The organism is Candidatus Poriferisocius sp. (genome assembly GCF_965214065.1).
In the GTDB taxonomy this organism is placed as follows: domain Bacteria; phylum Actinomycetota; class Acidimicrobiia; order Acidimicrobiales; family Bin134; genus Poriferisocius.
On sequence record NZ_CBDCAT010000027.1, the window covers coordinates 327119 to 350805 of the forward strand.

Below are 23687 nucleotides of genomic sequence, written 5' to 3' on the forward strand. Positions count from 1 at the left end.
ATTTGGAGTGGTCCAGTAACCTTACGTGGACCAAGCGACAATTACTCCCCCGTACCCGTCACCTTCCCGGAGGCTGGGGCGCCACCGGCATGAGCCGAGACTTGATCTTGCGGAATCCGTGGGCTGCCCCGCCGGGCAGCGCGAAGATGATCACGATCAAAAGCCCCCCCAAGATGGCCGTGCCGTACGGCCCCTCCAGGGCCACGTCGGTGCCCGGCAGGGTCTGGGTCTGGCTCGACCAGTGGGGCACGAACTGGATGGCCAGCCCGCCCGCCACCGCCCCGTGCAGCGTGCCCGAGCCTCCCACGATCAGCCCCACGATCAGTAGAATGGCCATCGAGAAGCCGAACTCGTCGGGCCCCACGAACCCCGAGTGCATGGCCAGCATGGTGCCTGCCACCCCGCCCACCGCGGCGCTGATGCCGAAGCTCAAAGTCTTGTATGCGGCCAGGTTCACCCCATTGGCCGCCGCCCCCAGCGGATTGTCACGAATGGCCAACAAAGCTCGCCCCACCCGGCCGGCCAGAATGTTGCGCACCAGCCAGAAGCACGCCAGTGCCATGATCACCAGCAAGAAGTACTTGTACACCGCCTCTTCCTGGCGCCCGGTCAGCCCGTCGGGAACCCGAGAGCCCACTCCGGGGATGGCGTGCAGCCACTCGGTTGCCTTCTCGATGGGCGCCCATGTCGGCACCACCAGGTCGCTGTCGATCAGCAGCCCATTGCTGCCGCCGGTGCGGTCGGCCACATTGTCGAGCCGGATGATCGACGGGAACACCGCCGCCACCGCAAACGTCAACAGCCCCAGATACAGCCCTTGGATCCTCAGGGCGGGCACTCCGAACAGCACGCCGAACACGAACAGCCCCGGAACCACCACCCCGAGGGTGGACACATACGACCAGTGAAACTCGTTCACCAGCACCGCGGTGAGATACGCCCCCGACCCCACGAAGAAGCTGTGGCCCAAAGAGAGCTGTCCGCTGTAGCCGGTGGCGATGTTCAGCCCCAATATGGCCACCATGAGCCCGATGGCCTGGCTCAAGTTGCCCAACCCCACTGTGTAGCGGTTGCCGAAGATGGTTGGGCTATAGGTATCGGCGATCAGAAACGGGATCAGCACCACCACCAGGGCGAACAGCGCCCACCCGATGATCTGGCGCCTCCGGTGCGCCCGGCTGCCCGCGTCCACCACGCCCAGGCCCTTCACACCCGCTCCACTCTCGTCGATCCGAACAGGCCGGTGGGCCGCACCAACAGCACCATCAAGATCACCGCCACCGCGGTGGCCAGGGCCAGCTCGCTCAAGTCCAAGAAGGTCACCAGCAAGTTGCGGGCCAGCCCCACCACCAGCCCGCCGATCACCGCCCCCATCATTGAGTCGAGCCCGCCCAGCGCGGCGGCGGCCAAAGAGAAGATCAGCACCCGCAGCATGATGGAGGGCTCCAGCAGCAGGTCGGGCACCACCAGCGCCCCGCCCAGGGTGCCGATGGCCGCGGCCAGCGCCCAGCCGAACCCCAGCGTGGGCCCCACCCGGATGCCCACCAGGCGGGCCGACTCCAGATTCGACGACACCGCTCGAAACGCGAGACCGATCTTGGTGCGCGCCAACAGCAGATACAAGAGCCCCACCACCGCGAACACCGTGCCCAGGTTGCCGATGGTGCGCCAGGTGAGCTGGGCGATGCCCCACTCGATGGGCGCACCGCTGGGGAACATGGAGGGCAGGCTGCGGGTGCGGAACCCCCACACGATTCCTACCGCCGAGTCGATTATCAACAAAAGCCCCAGCGTCACGATCACCAGCGGCAGCACATGGTCGGGCGGGAACGGCCGGATGAACACCCGCTCGATGAACATCGCCACCGCTGAGCTGGCCACCATGGCGCACACCACCGCCACAGCCACCGGCAGGCCCTGCTCCACGCTGAAGACGTAGGCCAAATACACCCCCAACAGCGCCAATGAGCCCTGGGCGAAGTTGATGAACCCGGTCGACTTGTAGATCATCACCAGCGCCAGCGCCACCGAGGCGTAGGTGGCCCCGTCACTCAGCCCCCGGAAGAACTGCGCCAGCCACAGCTCGCCATCGGAGAGCTTGTCCAAGGTGATGTCGAACACCCCGAGCACAGAGGCCACGGCAACCATCGCTCAATACCCCAGGTACGCCCGGCGGACGTTGTCGTTGGCGGCCAGCTCGTCGGCGGGGCCCGACAGCGCCACTTCCCCGGCTTCCAGCACATAGGCCACGTCGGCCACCCCCAGCGCCAGGCTGGCGTTCTGCTCCACCACCAGCATGGTGGTGCCCGCATCAGCGTTGATGGCGGTGAGCTGCTCGAACAATGCCCGGGTGATCATCGGCGCCAACCCCAGCGACGGCTCGTCCAACAGCAATAGCGACGGCCGCAGCATCAGCGCCCGAGCGATGGCCAGCATCTGCTGCTCCCCCCCGCTCAGCGACCCGGCGGCCTGGTTGCGACGCTCGCCCAGCACCGGGAAGGTCTCGTACCACCGCTGCACGTCGGAGCGCACCTCGGCGTCGGAGCGCACGAACGCCCCGGCCATCAGGTTCTCCTCCACGTTCAGGTCGGGGAATGTCCCCCGACCCTGGGGCACATGGGCCACCCCCCGGCGCACGATGTCGGCGGTGCGGTGCCCGGCCAGCTCCTCGCCGGCCAGGCGGATCGACCCCTCGGTCGACACCATGGCGCACAGCGCCCGCAGCGTAGTTGTCTTGCCCGCCCCGTTGGCCCCCAAGATCACCGCGATCTGCCCCTCGGCCACCGAGAAGTCGATGCCGTGCAGCACCGCAATGTTCCCATAGGCCGCCTTCAGCCCCCGCACCTCCAGGTATTCGCCACTCACTGCGGTGCTCCCAGATAGGCCTCCACCACCGCCGGGTCGTTTTGCACTTCGGCGGGGGAGCCCTCGGCGATCTTGGCCCCGAAGTCCAGCACCACCACCTTGTTCGAAATCCCCATCACCATCCCCATGTGGTGCTCCACCAGCAGCAGCGTCAGCGAATGCTGCTCGGCCAGCGCCACCAAGAGCTCGCCCAGCTCGCCCACCTCGGTCTGGGTCAGCCCGGTGGCCGGCTCGTCCAGCAGCAACAGCCGGGGCCGGCCCACCAGCGCCCGGGCCAGCTCCACCCGCTTGAGCGTGCCGAACGGCAGCCCGGCGGCGGGGTGGAAGGCCACATCGGTCAGCGACAGCTCATCCAGCGCATCCCAAGCAGTGCGGGCCAGCTCGGCCTCCTCCCGGCGCGTCCCCCAGCGCACCGCCGCCCGCAACGCGCCGATCCGAGAGCGGTGGTGGGCGCCCACCATCACGTTCTGAAGCACCGTCATGCCCGGCCACAGGGCCAGGTTCTGGAACGTGCGCCCGATGCCCAGCCCGCTGATGGCATGGGCCGGGCGGCCCAACAGGTCGGCCCCGTCGAAGCCAACCGCCCCCTCCTGGGCGTCGTACACCCGGCTGACCACGTTGAACAGGGTGGTCTTGCCTGCCCCGTTGGGCCCGATCAGCCCGCAGATGCTGCCCTCGTCCACGGTGAACGACAGGTCGGCCAAGGCGGTAACCCCCCCGAACCGCACCGTGACCCCCGCCACTTCCAACAAGGCCATAACCCCCCCGACCCTACCCCGCCCGCCTGACGGGGCCGGGCAGGCTCACCCCCCGATGAGGCTGGCGATGGCCCAGATCACGATCACCGTGCCCACCACGATCATCACCACGCTGCGCCCCACCTTCGGCTTGGCCGGCTCGTCGGGAGCGCCCGGCGGGGGAGGTATGCCCTGTCGGCGCTGGCGAGGCCCATCAGGGTTGATCAACGCGGCAATATTCCCCACCGCCAGCGCCCCCCCCAGCGCCAACAGCAAGAAGGTGATGATCTCCGGCCCGCCCAGCACCTACTCAGTCTCGCGCCTATGGACGACTATGCACCGACACCGCATAGTCGCCGCCGTCCCACGCCCCCCGCTCCCAAGTCGAATACCGCTCCGACAGGGCCAATCCGGCCGCCGCGCAGTCGGCGTCGTATTGCGACAGTGAGTAGCCCCCGCCCCGCAACTGAAACCCGGCCACCAGGGCGCCGCCGGGGGAGAGGTGGGCCGCACACCGGGCTACCACCGCGGCCTCGGTGCCCGGCGCAGTGAACAGCAGCACGTTGCCCGCCATCACCACCGCGTCAAACGTCTCCCCCAAGTCGAAAACCATCAAGTCCATCTGGTGCCACCCCAACTTCGGCGCCTTGGCCCGAGCCCCCGAGATCATCTCCGAGTCGATGTCCACCCCGGCCACCGCAAACCCCCGCCGAGCCAGATCAATGGCCACCCGCCCCGTCCCACACCCCGCATCCAGCACCCGCCCGTCCCCGCCCAAAAGCGCGTCCACAAAGTCGGCCTCCCCATGCGGATTGTGCCCCTCAGCAGCCAGCCGCTCCCACCGAGCGTCATAATCCCGCCCCGACATCCGCCCACCCCAACTAGATCCCACCCTCGGAGTGTGTCACAGGCGGATTGTTTTGGCCCCACACCAGGATCCGGCAGATTCAGTTCGAGGCCTTTTGCCATTCCTCTTTGGTGATGCTTGCTTGCTTGAGGATTTGGTTGACCAGGCCGGGGCCGATGTCTCCTCGGTGTCCAGGATTCGGAATTGGAACTTTATGCTTCCCCTTCCGCATCACCTCGTGACGCTTGCCAGCAATTGGCCCCTCCCAGCCCAACTTCCATAGGCGCTTGATCAGGGCTCTCCTACTGACCGGGTCCAGCCTGCCGGTCATAGGGGTGGGGAGGGGTGAATGCCTTTCATTGGGGGGATGTCGTCGTCGCCATCGGCGAGTTTGATGGCAGCCCAGTCGCGCAAGACTGATTCCAACTCCTTGAGAGCCGCTTCCTTGGATTCCCCGAATGCCCAAGGACCTGCCAAACCAGAAATTGTGGCCACGAAACCGTCCGGGTCTTGGATCCATTCGACTGTGGCGCATGAGACAGCCGCCTGTGCCCACGGGCACACCAGCTCCTGGAGAACGTCTCCTTCAGCGGCAATTGATCCGAGATCGGTCTGGCTCAAAGCAACCTCCGCCACCAACTATACGCATTGATATGCAACATCAGGTAAGGAAATCCATGTTTTCTCCCCAACCAGCACCCACCCTCGGAGTGTGTCACACCCGCCCGGTACTCTTTGGCGGTGGCTTCCCCGATCCACGCTGAGAAAGGCGTGCTGGCTGATGTCGGCTATGAGTTCCATCCGGCGGTGGCGGCTTGGTTTGAGGGGCGGTTTCCGGGGGGGCCTACCGAGGCGCAGGCTCAGGGGTGGCCGGCCATAGCGTCGGGCAAAGACACGCTGATCGCCGCGCCCACCGGGTCGGGAAAGACCCTGGCCGGGTTCCTCATCGCCATTGACAACCTCTACAGGCGCCACACCGCCGGCCAAATGGTGGCCAAGGCCAGCCAGGTGGTGTACGTGTCGCCGCTGAAAGCCTTGGCCACCGACATCGCCGAGAACCTGGAACGCCCCCTAGCTGAGATCGCCGAAATTGCCCGACAACAGGGCCAAGAGCCCCCGCCGCTCACGGTGGCGGTGCGCACCGGCGACACCCCGGCCCACACCCGGGCCGCCATGATCAAAAGGCCGGCCAACTTCGTGGTCACCACCCCCGAGTCGCTCTATTTGCTGGTGACCGCGGCCAAAAGCCGCGAGGTGCTGCGCACCGTGGAGACGGTGATAGTCGACGAGATCCACGCCACCGCCCGCGACAAGCGGGGCAGCCACCTGTCCCTCACCCTCGAGCGCCTCGAGCACGTGGCCGACACCCGCCCCACCCGCATCGGCCTGTCGGCCACCCAGCATCCCATCTCCACCATCGCCAACCTTCTGACCGGTATCCCCAAATCCCGGACCCAAGACGCCAACGGCGCCAAAACTCCAGCCGAATCCGAACCCCACTGCACCATCGTCGACACCGGCCACCAGCGAAACCTCGACATCCGCCTAGAGCTGATCGACGACGAGCTCGAAGCGGTGGCCTCCCACGCCCAGATGGACCAGATCCTCGACCGCATGGCCGCCCTCATCGCCGAGCACCACACCACCATCGTGTTCGTCAACACCCGCCGCCTGTCTGAGCGCATCGCCCACCAGCTGGCCGAGCGCCTGGGCGAAGATGCGGTGGCCGCCCACCACGGATCGCTCTCAACCGAGCGCCGCTACCGCACCGAGCATCGCCTGAGGGCCGGGGAGCTAAAGGCCCTGGTGGCAACGGCATCGCTGGAGCTGGGCATCGACATCGGCCCGGTAGAGCTGGTGTGCCAGGTGGGCTCGCCCCGCAGCATCGCCACCTTCCTCCAGCGGGTGGGCCGCTCCAACCACAGCCGCCACGGCACGCCCAAGGGCCGCCTGTGGCCCCTCACCCGAGACGAGCTCATCGAGTCCCTCGCCCTCATTCACGCCGTTCACCAGGGCCAACTCGACGCCATCTGCCCCCCCGAGGCCCCCCTCGACATCTTGATCCAGCAGCTCATCGCCGAGGCTGCCGCCGCCGACGCCCACACCGTGGACGGCCTCTATGACATGTTCACCAAGGCCGCCCCCTATGCCAGCCTCACCAAAGCCCAGTTCCAAGAGGCCATCGAACAGGCCGCCACCGGTGTGGTCACCGGTCGGGGCCCCCGGGGCGCCTACCTCCACTACGACTCCATCAACCAAGAGGTGCGGGGCAAACGGGGCGCCCGCCTCGCCGCCTTAACCTCCGGCGGCGCCATCGGCGAGAACGGCGACTACCGGGTGGTGGCCGAGCCCGACGACACCTTCATCGGCACCGTCAACGAAGACTGGGCCGTAGAGTCGATGGCCGGCGACATCTTCCTGCTCGGCTCCCACTCGTGGCGCATCAAGCAGGTGGCCGCTGGCACCGTGCGGGTGGCCGACGCCGGCGACGCCCCGCCCACCGTCCCGTTCTGGCTCGGCGAGGCCCCCGCCCGCACCCCCGAGCTGTCGCAGCAGGTGTCCGAATTGCGCGCGTATATATGCGGGCTATTTCCCGACACCCCCGAAGCCGACCCCCTGAGCGACACAGCCCTGGCCCGCGCCTCCGAGCAATTCGCCCAATCCAACGGCGTCGAAGCCGAGATCGCCGAGCAGGCCGTCACCTACGTCGCCGCGGCCAAGGCCACCCTCGGCACCGTCCCCACCCACACCAACATCGTGTTCGAGCGCTTCTTCGACGACACTGGCGGCCAGCAGCTCGTGGTCCACTGCCCCTACGGCGGCCGCATCAATAGAGCCTTCGGCCTGGCCCTGCGCAAGCGCCTGTGCCGCCGCTTCGACTTCGAGCTCCAGGCCGCGGCCAACGACAACGCCATCATCTTGTCGCTCGGTCCCCACCACAGCTTCCCCCTCAGCGACGTCCCCCAATTCCTGCACCCCGACTCAGTTGAGGAGGTGCTGACCCAGGCCGTGCTGGATTCGCCCATGTTCACCGCCCGCTGGCGCTGGAACCTCAACCGAGCCCTGGTGGTGCTGCGTAGCCGGGGCGGAAAGCGCAACCCTCCCCCCATCCAGCGCATGGAGGCCGACGACATCATGGCCGCCGTGTTCCCCGGCGCGGCAGCCTGCCAAGAGAACATCGCCGGCCCCATCGAGATTCCCGATCACCTACTGGTGCGCCAAACCCTCCACGACACCCTCCACGAAGCCCTCGATGTGGAAGGCCTCAAACAACTACTCACCGACATCCGCTCCGGCCAAGTGAGCACCCGCTTCTGCGACACCACCGAGCCCTCCCCCCTAAGCCACGAGATAGTCAACGCCCGCCCCTACGCCTTCTTAGACGACGCCGAAATAGTCGACCGCCGCACCAACGCCGTAACCGTCCCCAGAGGCCTCCGCCCAAGAAGCGCCAACCAACAACAACCCCCCACCCTCGACCAATCAACCCTCTCCCAAATCACCCCTGACGCCATCGCCCAAGTAATCGAAGAAATCACCCCCGCCCCCCGAACCCCCGACGAACTCCACGACCTCCTAACCGCCCTGGTAATCACCCGCCCCACCCCCGCCTGGATTGACCTATACAACGAACTCCAATCCCGCGGCCGAGCCCAAACCATCAAGACCCAACCCAACACCCCCCTCTGGACCACCACAGAACTCTCCGAAACCGCCCTAAACCCCGAAATGGCCATAGAAAGGATCCGAGGTCACCTAGAAATAACCGGCCCCACCACCCCCAAAGAACTGTCAGAAAAGACAGGATTAGACCTCCTCACCGTCCAACAAGCATTGGCCGCCCTCGAATCCGAAGGCGTCGCCATGCGCGCCGACCACCTACCCGTCCTGGCAAGTCCAGACTCATCAGCACCTCCCGTTGTCGCTGGCCAAGGACGAGAGTCACGCTCCGCACCGGTGAGCGCCCAACAACCCCCCAACCAACAAGAAAAGGGGGGTGCCTCAGACATAGGCGTGGCGGATCTCCCGGCGAGCGCTGGTCCGGGAGGCGAGGTTGGGGGTGGCCCGACTCAGGGTGCCCGCCGCCCGGAGTTCATCGAGGACGGCGGGCTGGGCCGGGACAGGACCCGCAACCTCGCCGGACAAGCGCCCAACAACGTCCAGCAAAAGATCCGCCACGCCGGGGGATCGCGCGAAACATGGTGCTCAAGACGCCTGCTCCAACGCATGTCCTACCTGTCCCGAAGACAAAAGCGTCAGTCAGTCCAGCCCGCCAGCCCCCAAGACTTCATGCGCTTCCTCCTCGACCACCACCACCTAACCCCAGAGACAACAGTCCGCGGCCGCCCCGGCCTAACCAAAGTCTTAGAGCAGCTCCAAGGCCTAGACCTCCCCGCCGGCGCCTGGGAAAACCAAATCATCAAGAAACGCCTCCCCGACTACGACCCCCTATGGCTCGACGAGCTCTGCTACCGCGGCGAGCTCGCCTGGCTCCGCCTCACACCCCCCAACACCCCCGCCAAAGCCAACTCCATGGCCCCGAGAAAAGCCACCCCCATCACCCTCGTCTTCCGCGAAGACCTCCAATGGCTCCTAGCCACCGCCCGCTCCGGCCAACTAGAGCCCCCCGACGCCGGCCCCGTCCAAGAGATCGCCGAGCTCCTAGAGTCCCAAGGCGCCAGCTTCATGCCCGACCTGGCCCAAGCCACCAACCGCCTGCCCGACGACATCGAAAGAGCCCTGTGGAACGGCGTCGCCCTCGGCCTGTTCACCGCCGACGGCTTCGCCGCCGTGCGAGCCCTGCTCAACCGCACCAGCCGCCGTCCCACCCGCCACCGCCCCGACTCAAACCTCCGCTCCCAAGCCCTCAGAACACGGGCCATGCGAGCCAATCGTGCCTTAATAATGCGCTCTACCCCTCAAGCCCACGCCGCCCCCGGTCGCTGGGCCCTCGTTCCCCACCCCGAGCAGTACCCCACCGAGGATCTCGCCGAAGCCGTCGCCCACCAACTCCTAGCCTGCTGGGGCGTCGTGTTCAGAGACCTCGCCCACCACCCCGCCAGCCCCACAGCTACACCCTGGCGAGACATCCTCAAGGCCCTCCGCCGCTTCGAAGACCGCGGCCTGGTGCGAGGCGGCCGCTTCGTCACCGGAGCCAGCGGCGAGCAGTTCGCCCTCCCTGCCGCCGCCGACCAGATCCAAAAGACCCGTCGCCGCCCCCGCACCAGCCAACAGGTAACCATCGCCGCCTGCGATCCCCTCAACCTCACTGGCATCCTCTTCGAAGGCTCCCGAACCCCCGCCACCCCCAACAACACCCTCACCTACATCGACGGCCTGCCCAACCTTCCCGTGGGTCAACAATCAGTCTGATGACAGTGCGGACGGCGATGCCGTCCTTCTACGTTCCGCGGGCCATGTTGGCGAATCGGGTGTGGTGTTTGATGAAGGCCAGGCGGGCCTTGCCGGTAGGTCCGGTGCGGTGCTTGGCCACCATCACTTCGGCGGTGCCGGCGTCTTGGGTTTCGGGGTTGTAGATCTCGTCCCGGTACAAGAACATGACGATGTCGGCGTCCTGCTCGATAGAGCCCGACTCCCGCAGATCGGCGAGGATAGGCCTTTTGTCCTGGCGCTGTTCAAGATTTCGAGACAGCTGGGACAGCGCCACCACGGGGCACTGCAGTTCACGGGCCAAGATCTTGAGCCCCCGGCTTATCTCGGAAACCTCTACTTGGCGGTTCTCGGCGGTGTGGCGACCGGTCATGAGCTGGAGGTAGTCGACGATGATCATGCCCAATTCGCCGGTTTGGCTGCGCAGCCGCCGGGATTTGCCTCTGATCTCCATGATGGTCACTGCGGGGTTGTCGTCTATCCAGATGGGCGCCTCGGCTAGGCGTCCCAGAGCGTTGCTGATGTCAGTCCAGTCCTGGTCGGTGAGCTTGCCAGTGCGCACCCGGGAGGCATCCACCCGGGCCTCGGCGCACAGGATCCGCTGGCTTATCTCAAGCTGGCTCATCTCAAGCGAGAAGACCAGCACCGGCTTGTGGGCCCGGATGGCGGCGTGGGCGGCCATGCCCAGGGCGAAGCTGGTCTTTCCCACCGAGGGTCGAGCACCGACCACCACGAGGGTGTTGGGCTGGAGTCCGCTGGTGATCTCGTCCAAGTCGTTGTAGCCGGTAGCCGTGCCGGTAATGACCTCGCCTTGCTCGTAGAGCTTCTCAATACGCTCCAAGTTGGCCGGCAACAGCTCGGCCAGGCTGGCTGTGGTATCTCCCATGCGGTCGGCGGCCAGCCGGTAGACCATTGCCTCGGCGGAGTCCACCGTCTTGACCACATCGTCGGCACCCTCGTAGCCCAGATCGGCGATCTCCCCGCCGACTTCGATCAGCTTCCTCAGCGTGGCCGCCTCTTGCACGATGTTGGCGTACTTGGCCGCATTGGCCGACGCCGGTGTACCGGTCTGGAGTTTCACCAAAGCGGCGTTGCCCCCCACCTTTTCGGCCAAGCCCTGCCGATTCAGCTCGGCGGCCACCGTCACCGCATCGGCCGGCTCCCCTTTGGCGTACAGCGAGCACACCGCCTCGTATACATGAGCATGCGCTGGCCGATAGAAGTGCTCAGGGCGAATCAAATTCACCGCATCGGCGATGGCGTCGCGGCTCAACAGCATCGCGCCCAACAGCGCTTCTTCGGCGTCTAGGTCGTGGGGCGGAACCCGTCCCAAGCGCCCCGGTTGCGACAAGGAACTGCCGTTGTCGGGATAGTCGAATGGATCGCTCACCACTTGACCCCAAAGGATATAAACGACCGGTGACAGGTTCGGGGGATCCCCTGGGCGCTCACAGTGGCTTACTGTGGCAAACGCGCGAGGTATAACGCTAGGGGAAGCCCCGTGGAAAACGCGGTATAACCTGGGGATTTGCCAAAGTTGGTTTCCCCAGATCTATTCGGCGGCAATCACCTCAACAGTGATGGGGAACTCCACCTCGGGATGGGGTTTGGCTGTCACCATGTGACTGCCCAGTTCTTTGATGCCGTCGGAGAACAAGGCCTTGCGTTCGAGCATGATATTGGCCTGCTCGGCCACGGCTCGCACGATGTCGGCGGTGGTTACCGATCCGAACAGCTTGCCCTCTTCTCCAGCTCGAGCCGCGATGTGAATGGGAGTTGACACCAGCCGGCTGGCCATTTCCTGGGCTTCGGCCAACTCCTTGGCATCCCGCAACTCACGCGAGCGGCGCATGCGCTCCGCCTGGCGCTCAGCCCCGGTCGAGGACTTGAACGCCTTGCCAGCAGGGATCAAGAAGTTGCGGGCGTAGCCGTCGGCCACCTCCACCACGTCGCCCTTCTTCCCCAACTCGTCCACGTTGCCACGCAGTACGACCTTCATGAGGCTGTCTCCTCGTCGCCTTCCGTCGCGTCAGTTGACTGCTCGTCGCCCGCCTCCGAAACCGCTGCCTCCGCAATGACTGCTTCAGCACCCATCACCTCTTCGCCGATCTCCGAGATTTCCAACTCGTCGCCACCCATCTCCTCAGCCGCCCGCATGCCGGGTGGCGGTGCAGTGGGCTGGGGGGCCGGCCCGTCGACGCGGTTGTCATCGCGCATCCGTGTTGCGCTGCGCTGGGTGGTAATCCGGTTGTTGTAGGGCAACAGCGCCATCTCCCGAGCGTTCTTGATGGCCCGGGCGATCTCTTTTTGCTGCTGTTGGTTGTTGCCGGTCACCTGGCGGGCCCGGATCTTGGCCCGGTCTGACATGAACCGCCGCAGCAGGTTGATGTCCTTCCAGTCCACATAGCCAATGCCTTCTTGGGTGAGGACGCTGACCTTCTTCTTGCGGCGCCGGCTGATGTCCTTGGCCTTCGGCTTCTTGAGTCCCTTGGCCATTAGAACGGCTCCTCGTCAACTTCGTACCCCTGGGGCTGGCCGCGGACCGGACGGTTGCCTCCGCCGCCCTGCTGGCGGCCTCCACCGCCCCCATCGCGCCGTTCGTTCCTCGTTACCTCCACGGTGGCCCAGCGCAAGCTGGGGGACACCTCGTCGGCGATGATCTCGACTTTGGACCGCCGGTCGCCATCCTGGGTTTCCCACGACCGCTGCTCCAGTCGCCCGCTGACAATCACCCGAGTACCTTTCATCAAGCTCTCGCTGACGTTCTCGGCCAGCGTGTTCCAACAGGTCACATCGAAGAACGACACCTGTTCCTCAGTCTCGTTGGTCTGGCGGTTCTGCCAGCGTCGATTCCAGGCCAGCCCAAATGTGGCCACGGCGCTGCCGCCTGGGGTGAATCGAAGCTCTGGATCTCTGGTTATGTTTCCGGTCACGGTCACCGTGTTGTCAAATGCCATCTCAATCTCCTTGGGTTACCCGGCCGTAGCCAGGGGGGTACCGTCGCCTAGCAGGCCGCGTCGGGCTGCCTCTGCATCAGGCAGACGGATCAGCTTGTGGCGGACCACATCGTCCGCAAGTCGGAGGAGACGTTCAAGGGTGCCCATGTCGCGCGTCTCGGTCGCAAACTCGAGAACCAGGTAGTAGCCCTCGTGTTGATGGTTGATCTCATAGGCAAAGCGGCGCTTGCCCCACCGGTCTTCAGACATCACCTGACCACCGTGGGCGGTGACGTTCTCCGCAACCTGTTCGATGCGGGCGGCCACGTCGGATTCCTCCACGCCCGCGTCCAGAATGATCATCAATTCGTATGCCCGCATGGCGAGCTTCACCTCCCTACGGTCCCGGTGCTGACCGGGGCCCCGATCACCGGGGCAGGGTCTTGTTTGCGAGAAACTCTACCGGCTATCCCCGGTGTCCGTACAGGCCGAGCGCCATTTCTTCGTCGGGGTTCATCTCGTAGCACTCTGCGGGCTCAGGAAAGGCCCCGGAGCGCACATCGGCCGCGAACCGGGCCAGAGCATCCACACCGTCGGAGTGCATTGTGGCGTAACGGCGCACGAATCGGGGGAGCATTCGGGTCTCCAACCCCAGCACGTCGTGAAATACCAGCACCTGGCCGTCGCAATGGCCTCCTGCGCCGATCCCGATGGTGGGCACGTCGACTGCATCGGTGATCATCTGGCCTACCGCGGCCGGCATCCCCTCCAAAACGATGGCGAAACATCCAGCGTGGGCCAGCGCCTTGGCGTCGGCCACCAAGCCGAGGGCAGCCTCGCTGTCGCGCCCCTGCACTCGGAAGCCGCCCTGGGCCAGCACCGATTGGGGGGTCAACCCCAGATGGCCCATGACCGGCACCTGGGCTGAAACGATGGCCTCAATCATCGGGACTCGCTCGGCCCCGCCTTCCAGCTTCAACGCCTGGGCCCCAGCCCGCACCAGCTTGGCCGCATTGCTCACTGTGTCGGCCGTGGTCACGTGGTAGCTCATCCACGGCATGTCGGCCACCACCATCGCCTTGGGTCGGGTGCGGGCCACTGCCGCTGTGTGGTGGGCCATCTCGTCGACGGTCACGCTCATGGTGTCGTCGTGGCCCAGCACGACCATGGCCACCGAATCGCCCACCAAGATCAAATCGGCACCCGCCTCGTCGGCCATGCGAGCGCTGGGAGCGTCATAGGCGGTGAGCATGACAAGTGGATCGGCGCCCAGGCTGGTCTTTCGTCTGGAGATAGCCGGCGCGGAGAGCTTTGTGCCCATCGTTGTTCTCCTTCCCCGTCCAGCGCCCTTCGGCTGCCGGCGGTTGCTTTCACTCTAGCCCATCTCCTCGACTCCCATGCCAAACCCTCGCCTGCATCCGCCCGCTACCCGGCTACTAGGTTCGGTGGTCATGGATGACTTGTTAGACCGGACTGATGCGGTGGGACTGGCCGATGCCATTCGGGCAGGGGAGGTGTCGGAGGCCGAGGTGCTCGACGCCACGATGGCCCGCATTGACGAGCGAAACCCAGCACTGAACGCCATCACCACCTTGGTAGACCCCGAGCCGGCGGCCGAAGGGCGGCTGCGGGGCGTGCCGTTCGCCATCAAAGACCTGCACTTTGCCATGCGGGGTACGGTCACAACCCACGGGTCGCGGTATTTTGCCGACGCACCGGTAGACGACCACGACGCAGAGGTGGTGCGCCGCTACCGGGAGGCGGGGATGGTGCTGTTGGGCCGCACCAACTCGCCCGAGCTCGGCCTGTCGACCACCACCGAGCCCGCCCTGTTCGGCCCGTGCGCCAATCCGCTGGACGCAAGCCGCAGCGCGGGCGGCTCCAGCGGCGGGGCGGCATCGGCGGTGGCTTCGGGGATGCTGACGGTGGCCCATGCCTCCGACGGGGGCGGCTCCATCCGCATCCCGTCGTCGGCCTGCGGGCTGTTCGGGCTCAAGCCCACCCGGGGCCGGGTGAGCTTCGGCCCCGACGCCGGGGAGGGGTGGAGCGGCTACTCCTGCACCCATGTGATCTCACGCACGGTGCGCGACAGCGCCGTGCTGTTGGACCTCACCTCCGGCCTAGCCCCCGGCGACCCCTATGTGGCCCCTGCCCCCGACGGTACGTTCGAGGCGGCCATCGCCGCCCCGCCGCCCTCGCTGCGCATCGCGGTGTGGGATGGCTCGGCCGACGGTATTGAGCTCGACGCCACCGCCCGGGGGGCGCTCGACGCCGCGGTGGCGCTGTGCGAGGAGCTCGGCCACCGGCTCGAAGAGGCCGACTTGCCGGTGCGCCGGGGAATGGGCGGCCCCCAGGGGGTTATCACCTCCTCCAACATGGCTGCGCTGATGGTGCGTCGGGAGGCCCAGTGCGGGCGGCCCCCCGGCCCCGACGACCTGGAGCCAGTGGCCGCTTCGCTGGCCGCCCGGGGCGCCACCTTCACCGGCCCCGAATACGCCCAGGCCGTGCTGGACAGCCACCTGATGGGCCGGATGATGGGCCAATTCCACGAATCGGGGATCGACCTGGTGCTCACCCCCACCCTGGCCCGGGTGCCGCCTCCTCTGGGCGAGCTGGTGGCCACCGCCGACAATGTGGCCGAGTGGGGCGCCCGCCAGGGGGCCTACAGCCCGTTTTGCGCCATGGCCAACGCCACCGGCCAGCCAGCCATGTCGGTGCCGCTGCACTGGGACGACCGAGGCCTAACCGTGGGTAGCCACTTTATTGCCCCCTACGGCGGCGAGACCCTCCTGTTGCAGCTCGCTGCCCAGCTAGAGCAGGCCCAACCGTTCTGGAACGGCCCCCGCTGACCCGCAGCAATCAACAAGCTTTTTCAGCAGGGTCGCAGAACGTAGCTGCGAATGAGGTGGTTCCAGCGGCAGTCGGGGCACACCTCCACCTCGTAGCAGGTGAACCGGCCCTTGCGTTGGGCCAACTTGGCGATCTCTGCGGCGTAGCTGATGCAGCGGCCGTGGGCCGGTAGCCGGGGTCCGAACACATACGACACCAAGGCCAACTCGTCTCCCTGGCACACCGGGCACGGCTCCCCTGCCGCCGTGCCAACCTCCCGGCCGGCTCGCACAAGCTCCGGATGGGCATCGCACACATCGTCGGCCATCCGGGTGCCGCTCAAGAGCCGTTGCAGCACATGGGCTCGCACCAAGCGGTAATCCACCGTCGAGGCGGGCTCGGGCTGAATCCCTACTGCTGCGGCCATTGGGTCGGCCATCGCCACAGAGTAGCCACATCTGTCAAGCGCGCGGTCGCTCAAAGTGCCGACACGTCCTGTCGGTTCTCCGCTACAATCCGGCGGCCTTGCCGTTCGACCGGGAAAGCCGTTTGCCATCTGCGCCCACTACTGTGGGCCCATGGCGTTCACCCCCACTGCTGAAAAGCTGGTCCCCGATCTGTCCACCGCCGAGGAACTGGTGCTCTTGGCCCGCTGCCTTTGGCATGAGGGCTACAACGACCATCTAGCCGGTCACATCACCGTGAACATGGGCGACGGCACTCTGCTGTGCAACCCGTGGCTCATCACCTGGGACGAGCTGCATCCCAGCCAGGTGATCCGCATCGACCTCGACGGAAACGTGGTGGAGGGCGACTGGCCGGTGCCCCCCGGCATCCCGCTGCACCTGGAGCTGCACAAGCTCCGCCCCGGAGTGGCCTGGGCCATGCACAACCACCCGCTTTACGGCACGGTGTGGGCCGACATGGCCGAGGTGCCCCCGGCGATGGACCAGTCATCATCGCTGGGCGGCGGCGACCTGGTGATGGTCGACGAGTACGACGGCGCGGTGAACGACCCCGCCTCGGCCCGCAGCGCTTGCGTGAAGATGGGCGACTCCGAACTCGCCTTGCTGGCCGGCCACGGCGTGTTCGTGCTGGGCAACTCGGCCCGAGCCGTGCACCAGCGGGCGGTGGCCCTCGAACAGCGCTGCCAGCGGGCCTGGCACATCCGGGCGGCCGGCGGGGAACTGGCGCCGGTGCTGCCCGATAGCTACGTGCAGATGATGAAGCGCAGCCAGGGCGACAACTTCATCGGGTTCTGGGAGGCGATGGTGCGAGCTGAGCTGCGCCGCGACCCCGATCTGCTCGACGGCTGAGGCCCGGCGAAACTTAGAGGTGAGTCGATGAGCGGCGCCCTCGACGGCATACGAGTCCTCGATCTGACCACCCGCAGCGCAGAGATCGCCGGCAAGACGCTAGCCGATCTCGGGGCCGAGGTGATCAAGGTAGAGCCCCCCGGCGGTTGCGGCGCCCGAACCACCCCGCCTTTTTCCGCCGACGGCCGCTCGCTGTTCTGGGAGGCGATGGGCCTGGGCAAATACAGCGTGATGTGCGACATCAACACCCACCAGGGCCAAAACAAGATCCGCGCCCTAGTAGCCAGCGCCGATGTGCTGTTGGAGTCGTTCACTCCCGGCCATATGGCCGAGCGGAACCTTGGCCCCGACGACATAGCCGCCGTCAACCCCGCTTTGGTGTACGTGTCGGTGACCCCGTTCGGCATCGGCACCCCAGATGAGGCCGCGCCCCAGACCGATCTCACCCTGTCGGCGGCCGGCGGGCTGTTGGCCATGCAAGGCGACCACGACCGAGTGCCCACTCCGGTGGGCTACTCCGAGACGTCGTTCCTCGGGGCCATGCAGGCCGCGGCCGACGCCATCATGGCCCTGTGCGAGCGCGACCGCAGCGGCCTGGGCCAGCACCTCGACAGCTCCATTCAGGCCGCGGTGATGTGGTCGCTGATGTCGATCACCAGCTACGGCGCCCTGGGCCAGGACTTCCCCGGTCGGGGCGACGACCGGGCCGACGTGACCCACCCCGAGGTGGTGCCCGGCGTGCGGATGCCGTTCATCGAGCCCTGCGCCGACGGCTATGTGGGCATGACCCTGGTGCTGGGCGAGCAGGGCAACCGGGGGATGAGGTCGCTCATGGGCTGGGTGATCGAGGAGGGCGCGCTCGACGACGACCTGGCCGAGGTCGACTGGGAGCGCTATCTCGAGATGCTGGGCGACGAGACGCTGTCGAAAGACGACGCCAACCGGGCCTTGGGCCAGATGCTGGAGTTCCTAAAGACCAAGACCCAGGGCGAGATCCAAAAGCATGCGGTGGCCGGCAAGATGCTGGTAGCCCCCTGCTACACACCGGCCCATCTGGCTGCCGACCCCCAGCTTGGCGCTCGGGACTTCTGGGTGGAGGTGGAGGGCACCGTGCACGCCGGACCGTTTGCCCGCCTGTCGGCCACCCCCGTCTCCTTCCGCCATCGGGCTCCCGAACTGGGCCAGCACCAGGAGATCCTAGAAGGACTCGATCCCGTTTCCCGGCCGCCAGCCGACGACAAAGTGTGGGCAGAGCCCCGAGGACCGCTGTTCGAGGGCCTCAAGGTGGCCGACCTGTCATGGATCGCGGCGGGGCCGCTCATCACCAAGGACTTGGCCAATCTAGGGGCCACCGTGATTCGAGTGGAGACCGAGGCCCGCCTCGACACCCTGCGCTGGATTCCCCCCCATCTGCCCCACGCCTCGCCCATGAGCGCCGGGCACCCCATGGCCAACATGAACCAGTCGAAGCTCGGCCTGGCCCTCAACTTCACCATTCCCGAGGCCACCGCGGTGATCGACCGAATGATCGAGTGGGCCGACGTGCTGGTGGAGAACTACACCCCCGGCACCGCCGACCGCCTGGGCTTCGGGTATGAGCGGGTGCGATCCCTCAATCCGTCGGCGGTGATGCTGTCGAGCTGTATGCGGGGCCAGACCGGTCCCGAGGCCCGCCACACCGGCTTCGGCCTACACGGGGCCTGCCTGGCCGGTTTCACCGCCATCACCGGCTGGCCCGACCGGCCGCCGCACCCACCTTGGGGGGCCTACACCGACTTCATCTCCCCCCGCTATGCCCTCTCCGCCCTCGGCGCGGCCCTGCACCACCGCAGCCGCACCGGCCAGGGCCAGTACATCGACCTGTCCCAGATCGAGGCCTCCATCCACTTTCTGGCCCCGCTGGTGCTGGAGTACCGCGACAGCGGCCGAGTGCGCGCCCAGGGCGGGTTGGATTGCGACCGGGCCGCTCCCAATGGCGTGTTCCGCACCGCCGGTGTTGAGCGCTTCTGCGCGGTCGCGGTGGAGACCGACGAGCAGTGGGATGGGCTGTGCTCGGTCGTGCCCGATCTGCACGAGATAGACGACCGGTGGTCGCCGATCGGGGTGGCCAAAGCCGACGACCTGCTGGAGCCCTGGTTCTCTGGCCGCGACAACTTCGAGGCCGCCGCGGAGCTGCGGGCCGCGGGCGTTCCCGCCTATGCGGCCCTGAGGGCCAGCGACTTCTACGCCGATCCCAACTTGGTGGCCCGCGAGTTCTTCATAGAGCTCGACCACGGCGCCATCGGCACCATGACCTTCGACGGCCCCGTCACCCTGTTCTCCGCCACCCCTGCCCGCCCCTGGCGGGCCGGCCCCCTAGTCGGAGAGCACACCCAACAAGTGATGTCGGAGATCCTAGGCTTCTCCGAGGACGAGATCTCCGCTCTCGCCGCCGCCGGCGCTTTGACCTAGCCACCCCGAGGAGGCGTTCCATGACCAGCTTCGAGCCCGACCGGACCCCGGCCGACCGGTCGGTATATGAGCGTCTGGCGCTGCATCTGCCTAATGACATCGGCATCGGCAGCGCGCTCATCACCATGGTGGAGCCCCATGAGGGTTGCGAATACGAGTACAACCGCTGGTACGAGGACGACCACTTCTACTCCGGGGCCATGCACGGCCCCTGGGTGTTCGCTGGACGGCGCTGGGTGGCCCCCAAGTCGCTGCGCGACCTGCGCCCTGAAGTGGACGAGCCCGCCTTCGATCCCCCCGAATCCGGCTGCTACATCTCGCTGTACTGGAGCACGGCGGGCCACGAGGACGATACCGAGCGGTGGAGCTTTCTGGCCATGGCCGAGGCGCTCATGCCCCACGGCCGGGGCTTCCCCCGGCGCACCCACGTCTACACCGCCTTCCACCACTACCGCTTCGGTTTGGTCCGCCCCGGCAGCGGCCCAATGAAGCCCCATCTGGCCCTCGACCACCCCTTCGCCGGGCTGGTGGTTGAGGTGGTGGACGCCGCCGATCCCGACGACCAGGACGCCCTCGAGGAGTGGCTGGCCAACGACCACCTGCCCTCGGTGCTGCTGGGCTCGCCCGCGCAGATGTGTCTGGCCTTCGCCCCCCGCGAGTTCGCCCAGGGCCGCATCGAGCAGCCCGGCACCCCGCCAGTGGCCCCCACCGCCAAGGTGGGCCAGCGCCTGTGCTTGCTGTGGTTCTTGGACCAGGATCCCGCCGACGTGTACCCCGACGCCCTCGCCACCCACCACACCGCCCTAGCCACCCACCCCAAGGCCAGCCTGGCCCTATCAGCCCCCTTCATCCCTACCGTCCCCGGCACCGACACCTACGTAGACCAACTCCGCTGACTTCGGGGGCCGCAGCCGGCCTTCGATAAAATCCCCGGCGTGAACGCCGAAACCCCAGCCCCCAAGTCGTCCAGCAACGGCAACCAGGTGAAGACCCATTTGAGGACCTGTCCGCTGTGTGAGGCCATGTGCGGGATGGTGATCAAGACCGAGGGCGAAAAAGTGCTAGCGCCCATCCGGCCCGACCGCGACGACGTGTGGAGCAAGGGCTTCATCTGCCCCAAGGGCACCACGCTGGGCCACTTGCATGAGGATCCCGACCGGGTGCGGGTGCCGCTGGTCAAAGACTCCAGCGGCACCTTCCAAGAGGCCACCTGGGAGGAGGCCTATGCCCGGTGCGAGGAGCTCCTGCACGGCGTGCGGAACAAGTACGGCGTCGAGGCCATGACCTACTACATCGGCAATCCCGCGGCCCACAACTTCTCCATCAGCCGCTATGTGGGCGCGCTGGTGATGCTGTCGGGCGTGCAGATGGGCTACTCGGCGGGCACCGTGGACCAGTGGCCCAAGAACGTTTCGTCGGTGTGCATGTACGGCAACTCTTGGACGTTCCCCACACCCGACATCATGCGCACCCAGTACCTGGTGGTGATGGGGGCCAACCCCCACGCCTCCCAGGGGAGCCTTCTGGCCTGCCCCGACGTGCTAGGCGAGATGGACAAAATCCGCGAGCGGGGCGGCAAGTGCGTGGTGATCGACCCTCGCCGCACCGGCACCTGCGACCACGCCGATGAGTGGGTGCCCATCACCCCGGGCACCGACGCGGCGTTCCTCTTAGCCCTGTGCCATGTGCTGTTCGACGAGGGCCTCGTCGATTTGGGCACCATGGCCGGCCACGTGAACGGCCTGGACGAGGTGCGTGCCCTGGTGGCCGACTGGACCCCGGAGATGGTGGAGGCCACCACCCAGGTGCCGGCTGAGACCACTCGCCGGCTGGCCCGGGAGATCGCCGCGGCCGACAGCGCCAGCGTTTACGGCCGCATCGGGCTGTGCAACCAGGAGTTCGGCACGCTGGCCTCGTGGCTCATCGACGTGGTGAACCTGCTCACCGCCAACTTCGACGTGCCCGGCGGAATGATGTTCGCCACCCCGATAGCCCCGGCCATGGCCACCCTCAACTTCGAGGAGCCCAAAGAGCCCGAGTTCGGGCGCTGGTACAGCCGGGTGCGGGGCGCCCCCGAGGTGCTGGGCCAGGTGCCGGTGTCGTGCCTGTCGGAGGAGATCATGACCCCCGGCGAGGGCCAGCTGAAGGCGCTGGTGGTGGTGGCCGGCAACCCGGTGATCAGCTCGCCCGAGGCCGGCCGCCTCGATGAGGCCCTGCCCATGCTCGACGCCATGATCTGCGTCGACAACTGGGTCAACGCCACCACCCGCCACGCCGATGTGATCTTGCCCGGCCTCTCCCCGCTGGAGCAGCCCCATTGGGACGAGATGATCTGGTCTTGGGCCGCCCGCACCGCGGGCAACTGGTCGGACCGCATCTTCGATTTCGGCGACCGCCCCGACGAGTGGGAGGTGCTCGTGCGGGTGGGCGCCTTGATGGGAGGCCAGGCAAACGACGAGATCGACGAGAAGGCCATCGACGACGGGTTCTTCTCCGGGATCTGCATGTTCTTTGGCCTCGATCCCGAGCACGTGCTGTCGCACTACGACGAGGGCGGTCCTGAGCGGATGACCGACTTCATGATCCGGGTGGGCCATCGGGGCGACCGCTACGGCGAGAACCCCGACGGCCTCACGTTGCAGGATTTCAAGGACAACCCCCACGGCCTGGACTTCGGCCCGATGGTGCCCCGGGTGCCGGAGATCCTCCACACCCCGTCGGGCCGCATCGAGATGGCCCCGCCCTACATCACCGCCGACGTGGGCCGGCTGCAACGGCGCCTGGGCCGCGAAGACGGCATGGTGCTGGTGAGCCGCCGCCACGTGCGCTCCAACAACTCGTGGATGCACAACGTGAAGGTGCTGGTGAAGGGCAAGGACAGATGCACGCTGATCGTGCACCCCGAAGACGCCGAGGGCATCGGCCTGGCCGACGGTTCGGTGGCCCGGGTGAGCACCGAGATCGGCAGCATCGAGGTGCCGGTGGAGGTGAGCGACGAGATGATGCCCGGCGTGGTGTCGCTGCCCCATGGCTGGGGCCACAGCCTCGACGGGGTGCAGCTCTCGGTGGCCAAGGAGTTCGCCGGGGTCAACAACAACCTTTTGGCCCCGGGCGAGCTGGTGGACGAGATCTCCGGCAACGCCATCGTCAATGGGATCAAGGTGGAGGTGGTGCCCGTCCCCGCCTGATATTCGGCCCGCTTCGGTGGGTATTCTCAGGCTCCTATGGCTATTCCCCAAGACCGCGACATCGATGCCCTCAAGGCCTCCCTGTCCGACTGGATGAACACCCGCCCCGGCGTGTCCGACGCCGAGGTGTCCTTTCTGGTGAACCCCGAGGCGTCCGGATTCAGCAACGAGACCCTGGTGTGCGACGCCGCTTACACCCGCGACGGCCAGACCCGGGACTCGGGCATTGTGGTGCGCAAGCGGCCCACCGACTACGCCATCTTCCCGACCTACGACATGAGCGTCCAGTACCGGAGCATGCAGAACATGGCCGCCTGCGGCAGTGTGCCGGTGCCCGAGATCCTGTGGGTGGAGGACACCGGCGACGTGCTGGGCGAGCCGTTTTTCATCATGGAGCGCCTGCACGGCCGGGTGCCTTCCGACAACCCGCCGTTCTTCTCCGAGGGCTGGGTGTTCGAGGCTTCGCCCGAACAGCAGGCTGAGCTGTACAACTCGTCGGTGGACACCCTCGCCGCGGTGGCCAGAACCGACTGGAAGGCCAACGGCTTCGACTTTGTGGAGCGCCCCCAATACGGCGGCCCCGGTTTCGCCCAGCAGCTCGGCTACCAGCGCTACTACGCCGGCTGGGCCGCCGAGGACCGGCCCAAGCCGCTGATCGACGCTGCGCTCGACTGGTTCGACGCCAACGACCCCTCAGGCTCGATGCCCACTGAGCTGAACTGGGGCGATGCCCGGCCCAGCAACCTCATGTACGGCGACGACTTCAAGGTGATGGCCGTGTTCGACTGGGAGATGGCCGACTTGGGGCCCGGCGAGGTGGACCTGGGCTGGTTCTTGTACATGAACCGGTTCTTGAGCGAGGGCGCCGGCATTAGCTGGCTGCCCGGCTTCGCCGACCGGGAGGGCACCATCGCCCGCTGGGAGCAGGCCATGGGCCGCACGGCCGAGCACGTGGACTACTTCGAGGCCTGGGGCTGTCTGCGCTTTTGCATCATCATGGTGGCCATCGTGAACATGCAGGTGAAGTACGGCGCCCTCAGTGCCGAGGAGGGTTCCTACTACGAGCAGAACAACCCCTCTACCCAGATGCTGGCCCAGTACCTGGGCCTGCCCGCCCCCGAGTGAGG

At 66.8% G+C, this 23687-nt stretch carries 21 protein-coding genes and 1 pseudogene; 7 read left to right on the forward strand and 15 right to left on the reverse strand.

Annotation, left to right across the window (positions count from 1 at the left end):
* Positions 1–58: 58 nt before the first annotated feature.
* The 8 genes from ACOOGG_RS07795 to ACOOGG_RS07830 all read right to left on the reverse strand — a co-directional run bounded on the left by ACOOGG_RS07795 (position 59) and on the right by ACOOGG_RS07830 (position 5070).
* Positions 59–1210 (reverse strand): branched-chain amino acid ABC transporter permease, encoded by a 1152-nt coding sequence (locus ACOOGG_RS07795; RefSeq protein ID WP_420433967.1) that lies wholly within the window; start codon positions 1208–1210, stop codon positions 59–61.
* Positions 1207–2148 (reverse strand): branched-chain amino acid ABC transporter permease, encoded by a 942-nt coding sequence (locus ACOOGG_RS07800; protein WP_420433969.1) that lies wholly within the window; start codon positions 2146–2148, stop codon positions 1207–1209. The genes ACOOGG_RS07795 and ACOOGG_RS07800 overlap by 4 nt, the downstream gene beginning before the upstream one ends.
* A gap of 3 nt (positions 2149–2151) precedes the next feature.
* Entirely contained in the window at positions 2152–2865 is a 714-nt protein-coding gene (locus tag ACOOGG_RS07805; RefSeq protein WP_420433971.1) for an ABC transporter ATP-binding protein, read from the reverse strand.
* The gene (locus ACOOGG_RS07810) at positions 2862–3623 is read right to left on the reverse strand and encodes an ABC transporter ATP-binding protein (protein WP_420433973.1); all 762 of its coding nucleotides are present in this window, start codon (positions 3621–3623) and stop codon (positions 2862–2864) included. The genes ACOOGG_RS07805 and ACOOGG_RS07810 overlap by 4 nt, the downstream gene beginning before the upstream one ends.
* Before the next feature lie 45 nt (positions 3624–3668).
* Positions 3669–3908, reverse strand: a complete 240-nt coding sequence (locus tag ACOOGG_RS07815; protein ID WP_420433975.1) for a hypothetical protein — start codon at positions 3906–3908, stop codon at positions 3669–3671.
* Positions 3909–3924: 16 nt separating this feature from the next.
* Positions 3925–4470, reverse strand: a complete 546-nt coding sequence (locus tag ACOOGG_RS07820; RefSeq protein WP_420433977.1) for a class I SAM-dependent methyltransferase — start codon at positions 4468–4470, stop codon at positions 3925–3927.
* A gap of 79 nt (positions 4471–4549) precedes the next feature.
* Positions 4550–4780 carry a type II toxin-antitoxin system HicA family toxin gene (locus ACOOGG_RS07825; RefSeq protein WP_420433979.1) on the reverse strand — a complete coding sequence of 77 codons (231 nt, stop codon included), beginning with the start codon at positions 4778–4780 and terminating at the stop codon, positions 4550–4552.
* Positions 4777–5070, reverse strand: coding sequence for a type II toxin-antitoxin system HicB family antitoxin (locus ACOOGG_RS07830; RefSeq protein ID WP_420433981.1), 294 nt, complete (start codon positions 5068–5070; stop codon positions 4777–4779). The genes ACOOGG_RS07825 and ACOOGG_RS07830 overlap by 4 nt, the downstream gene beginning before the upstream one ends.
* A 120-nt stretch (positions 5071–5190) precedes the next feature.
* Here ACOOGG_RS07830 and ACOOGG_RS07835 point away from each other — a divergent pair, with 120 nt between their 5' ends.
* Positions 5191–9822, forward strand: a complete 4632-nt coding sequence (locus ACOOGG_RS07835; RefSeq protein ID WP_420433983.1) for a DEAD/DEAH box helicase — start codon at positions 5191–5193, stop codon at positions 9820–9822.
* Positions 9823–9850: 28 nt separating this feature from the next.
* Here the strand turns inward: ACOOGG_RS07835 and dnaB are convergent, their stop codons facing one another.
* The 6 genes and pseudogenes from dnaB to panB all read right to left on the reverse strand — a co-directional run bounded on the left by dnaB (position 9851) and on the right by panB (position 14097).
* Positions 9851–11230: a replicative DNA helicase gene (gene dnaB, locus ACOOGG_RS07840; RefSeq protein ID WP_420433985.1), complete on the reverse strand. Its 1380-nt coding sequence runs from the start codon at positions 11228–11230 to the stop codon at positions 9851–9853.
* A 162-nt stretch (positions 11231–11392) separates the two neighbouring features.
* Positions 11393–11839, reverse strand: a complete 447-nt coding sequence (gene rplI / locus ACOOGG_RS07845) for a 50S ribosomal protein L9 (RefSeq protein ID WP_420433987.1) — start codon at positions 11837–11839, stop codon at positions 11393–11395.
* A gap of 254 nt (positions 11840–12093) precedes the next feature.
* A pseudogene (gene rpsR / locus ACOOGG_RS07850) lies at positions 12094–12336 on the reverse strand (30S ribosomal protein S18); the annotation flags it as partial.
* Positions 12336–12797, reverse strand: coding sequence for a single-stranded DNA-binding protein (gene ssb / locus ACOOGG_RS07855; RefSeq protein WP_420433989.1), 462 nt, complete (start codon positions 12795–12797; stop codon positions 12336–12338). The gene ssb and the pseudogene rpsR, both read right to left, overlap by 1 nt.
* 15 nt (positions 12798–12812) lie before the next feature.
* On the reverse strand, positions 12813–13169 hold the full coding sequence (gene rpsF, locus ACOOGG_RS07860; protein ID WP_420433991.1) for a 30S ribosomal protein S6: 357 nt from the start codon (positions 13167–13169) through the stop codon (positions 12813–12815).
* A 73-nt stretch (positions 13170–13242) separates the two neighbouring features.
* Complete coding sequence (panB, locus tag ACOOGG_RS07865; RefSeq protein WP_420433993.1) at positions 13243–14097, reverse strand: 3-methyl-2-oxobutanoate hydroxymethyltransferase; 855 nt, start codon at positions 14095–14097, stop codon at positions 13243–13245.
* A gap of 130 nt (positions 14098–14227) precedes the next feature.
* Between panB and ACOOGG_RS07870 the strand changes: the two genes are divergently transcribed.
* Positions 14228–15625, forward strand: a complete 1398-nt coding sequence (locus tag ACOOGG_RS07870) for an amidase (RefSeq protein WP_420433995.1) — start codon at positions 14228–14230, stop codon at positions 15623–15625.
* A 23-nt stretch (positions 15626–15648) separates the two neighbouring features.
* Here ACOOGG_RS07870 and ACOOGG_RS07875 read toward each other — a convergent pair whose 3' ends face one another.
* Positions 15649–16044 carry a DUF5318 family protein gene (locus tag ACOOGG_RS07875; protein WP_420433997.1) on the reverse strand — a complete coding sequence of 132 codons (396 nt, stop codon included), beginning with the start codon at positions 16042–16044 and terminating at the stop codon, positions 15649–15651.
* Between the two features lie 139 nt (positions 16045–16183).
* Between ACOOGG_RS07875 and ACOOGG_RS07880 the strand changes: the two genes are divergently transcribed.
* From ACOOGG_RS07880 to ACOOGG_RS07900, 5 genes are read left to right on the forward strand one after another with little or no spacing between them, the layout of a single operon-like run.
* Positions 16184–16921: a class II aldolase/adducin family protein gene (locus ACOOGG_RS07880; protein WP_420433999.1), complete on the forward strand. Its 738-nt coding sequence runs from the start codon at positions 16184–16186 to the stop codon at positions 16919–16921.
* Between the two features lie 27 nt (positions 16922–16948).
* A complete protein-coding gene (locus ACOOGG_RS07885) occupies positions 16949–19372 on the forward strand; it encodes a CaiB/BaiF CoA transferase family protein (RefSeq protein ID WP_420434001.1) in 2424 nt (807 codons plus the stop codon).
* A 20-nt stretch (positions 19373–19392) separates the two neighbouring features.
* A complete protein-coding gene (locus ACOOGG_RS07890; RefSeq protein WP_420434003.1) occupies positions 19393–20268 on the forward strand; it encodes a hypothetical protein in 876 nt (291 codons plus the stop codon).
* A gap of 39 nt (positions 20269–20307) precedes the next feature.
* A complete protein-coding gene (locus ACOOGG_RS07895; protein WP_420434005.1) occupies positions 20308–22560 on the forward strand; it encodes a molybdopterin-dependent oxidoreductase in 2253 nt (750 codons plus the stop codon).
* Between the two features lie 36 nt (positions 22561–22596).
* On the forward strand, positions 22597–23685 hold the full coding sequence (locus tag ACOOGG_RS07900; protein WP_420434007.1) for a phosphotransferase family protein: 1089 nt from the start codon (positions 22597–22599) through the stop codon (positions 23683–23685).
* Positions 23686–23687 lie beyond the last annotated feature (2 nt).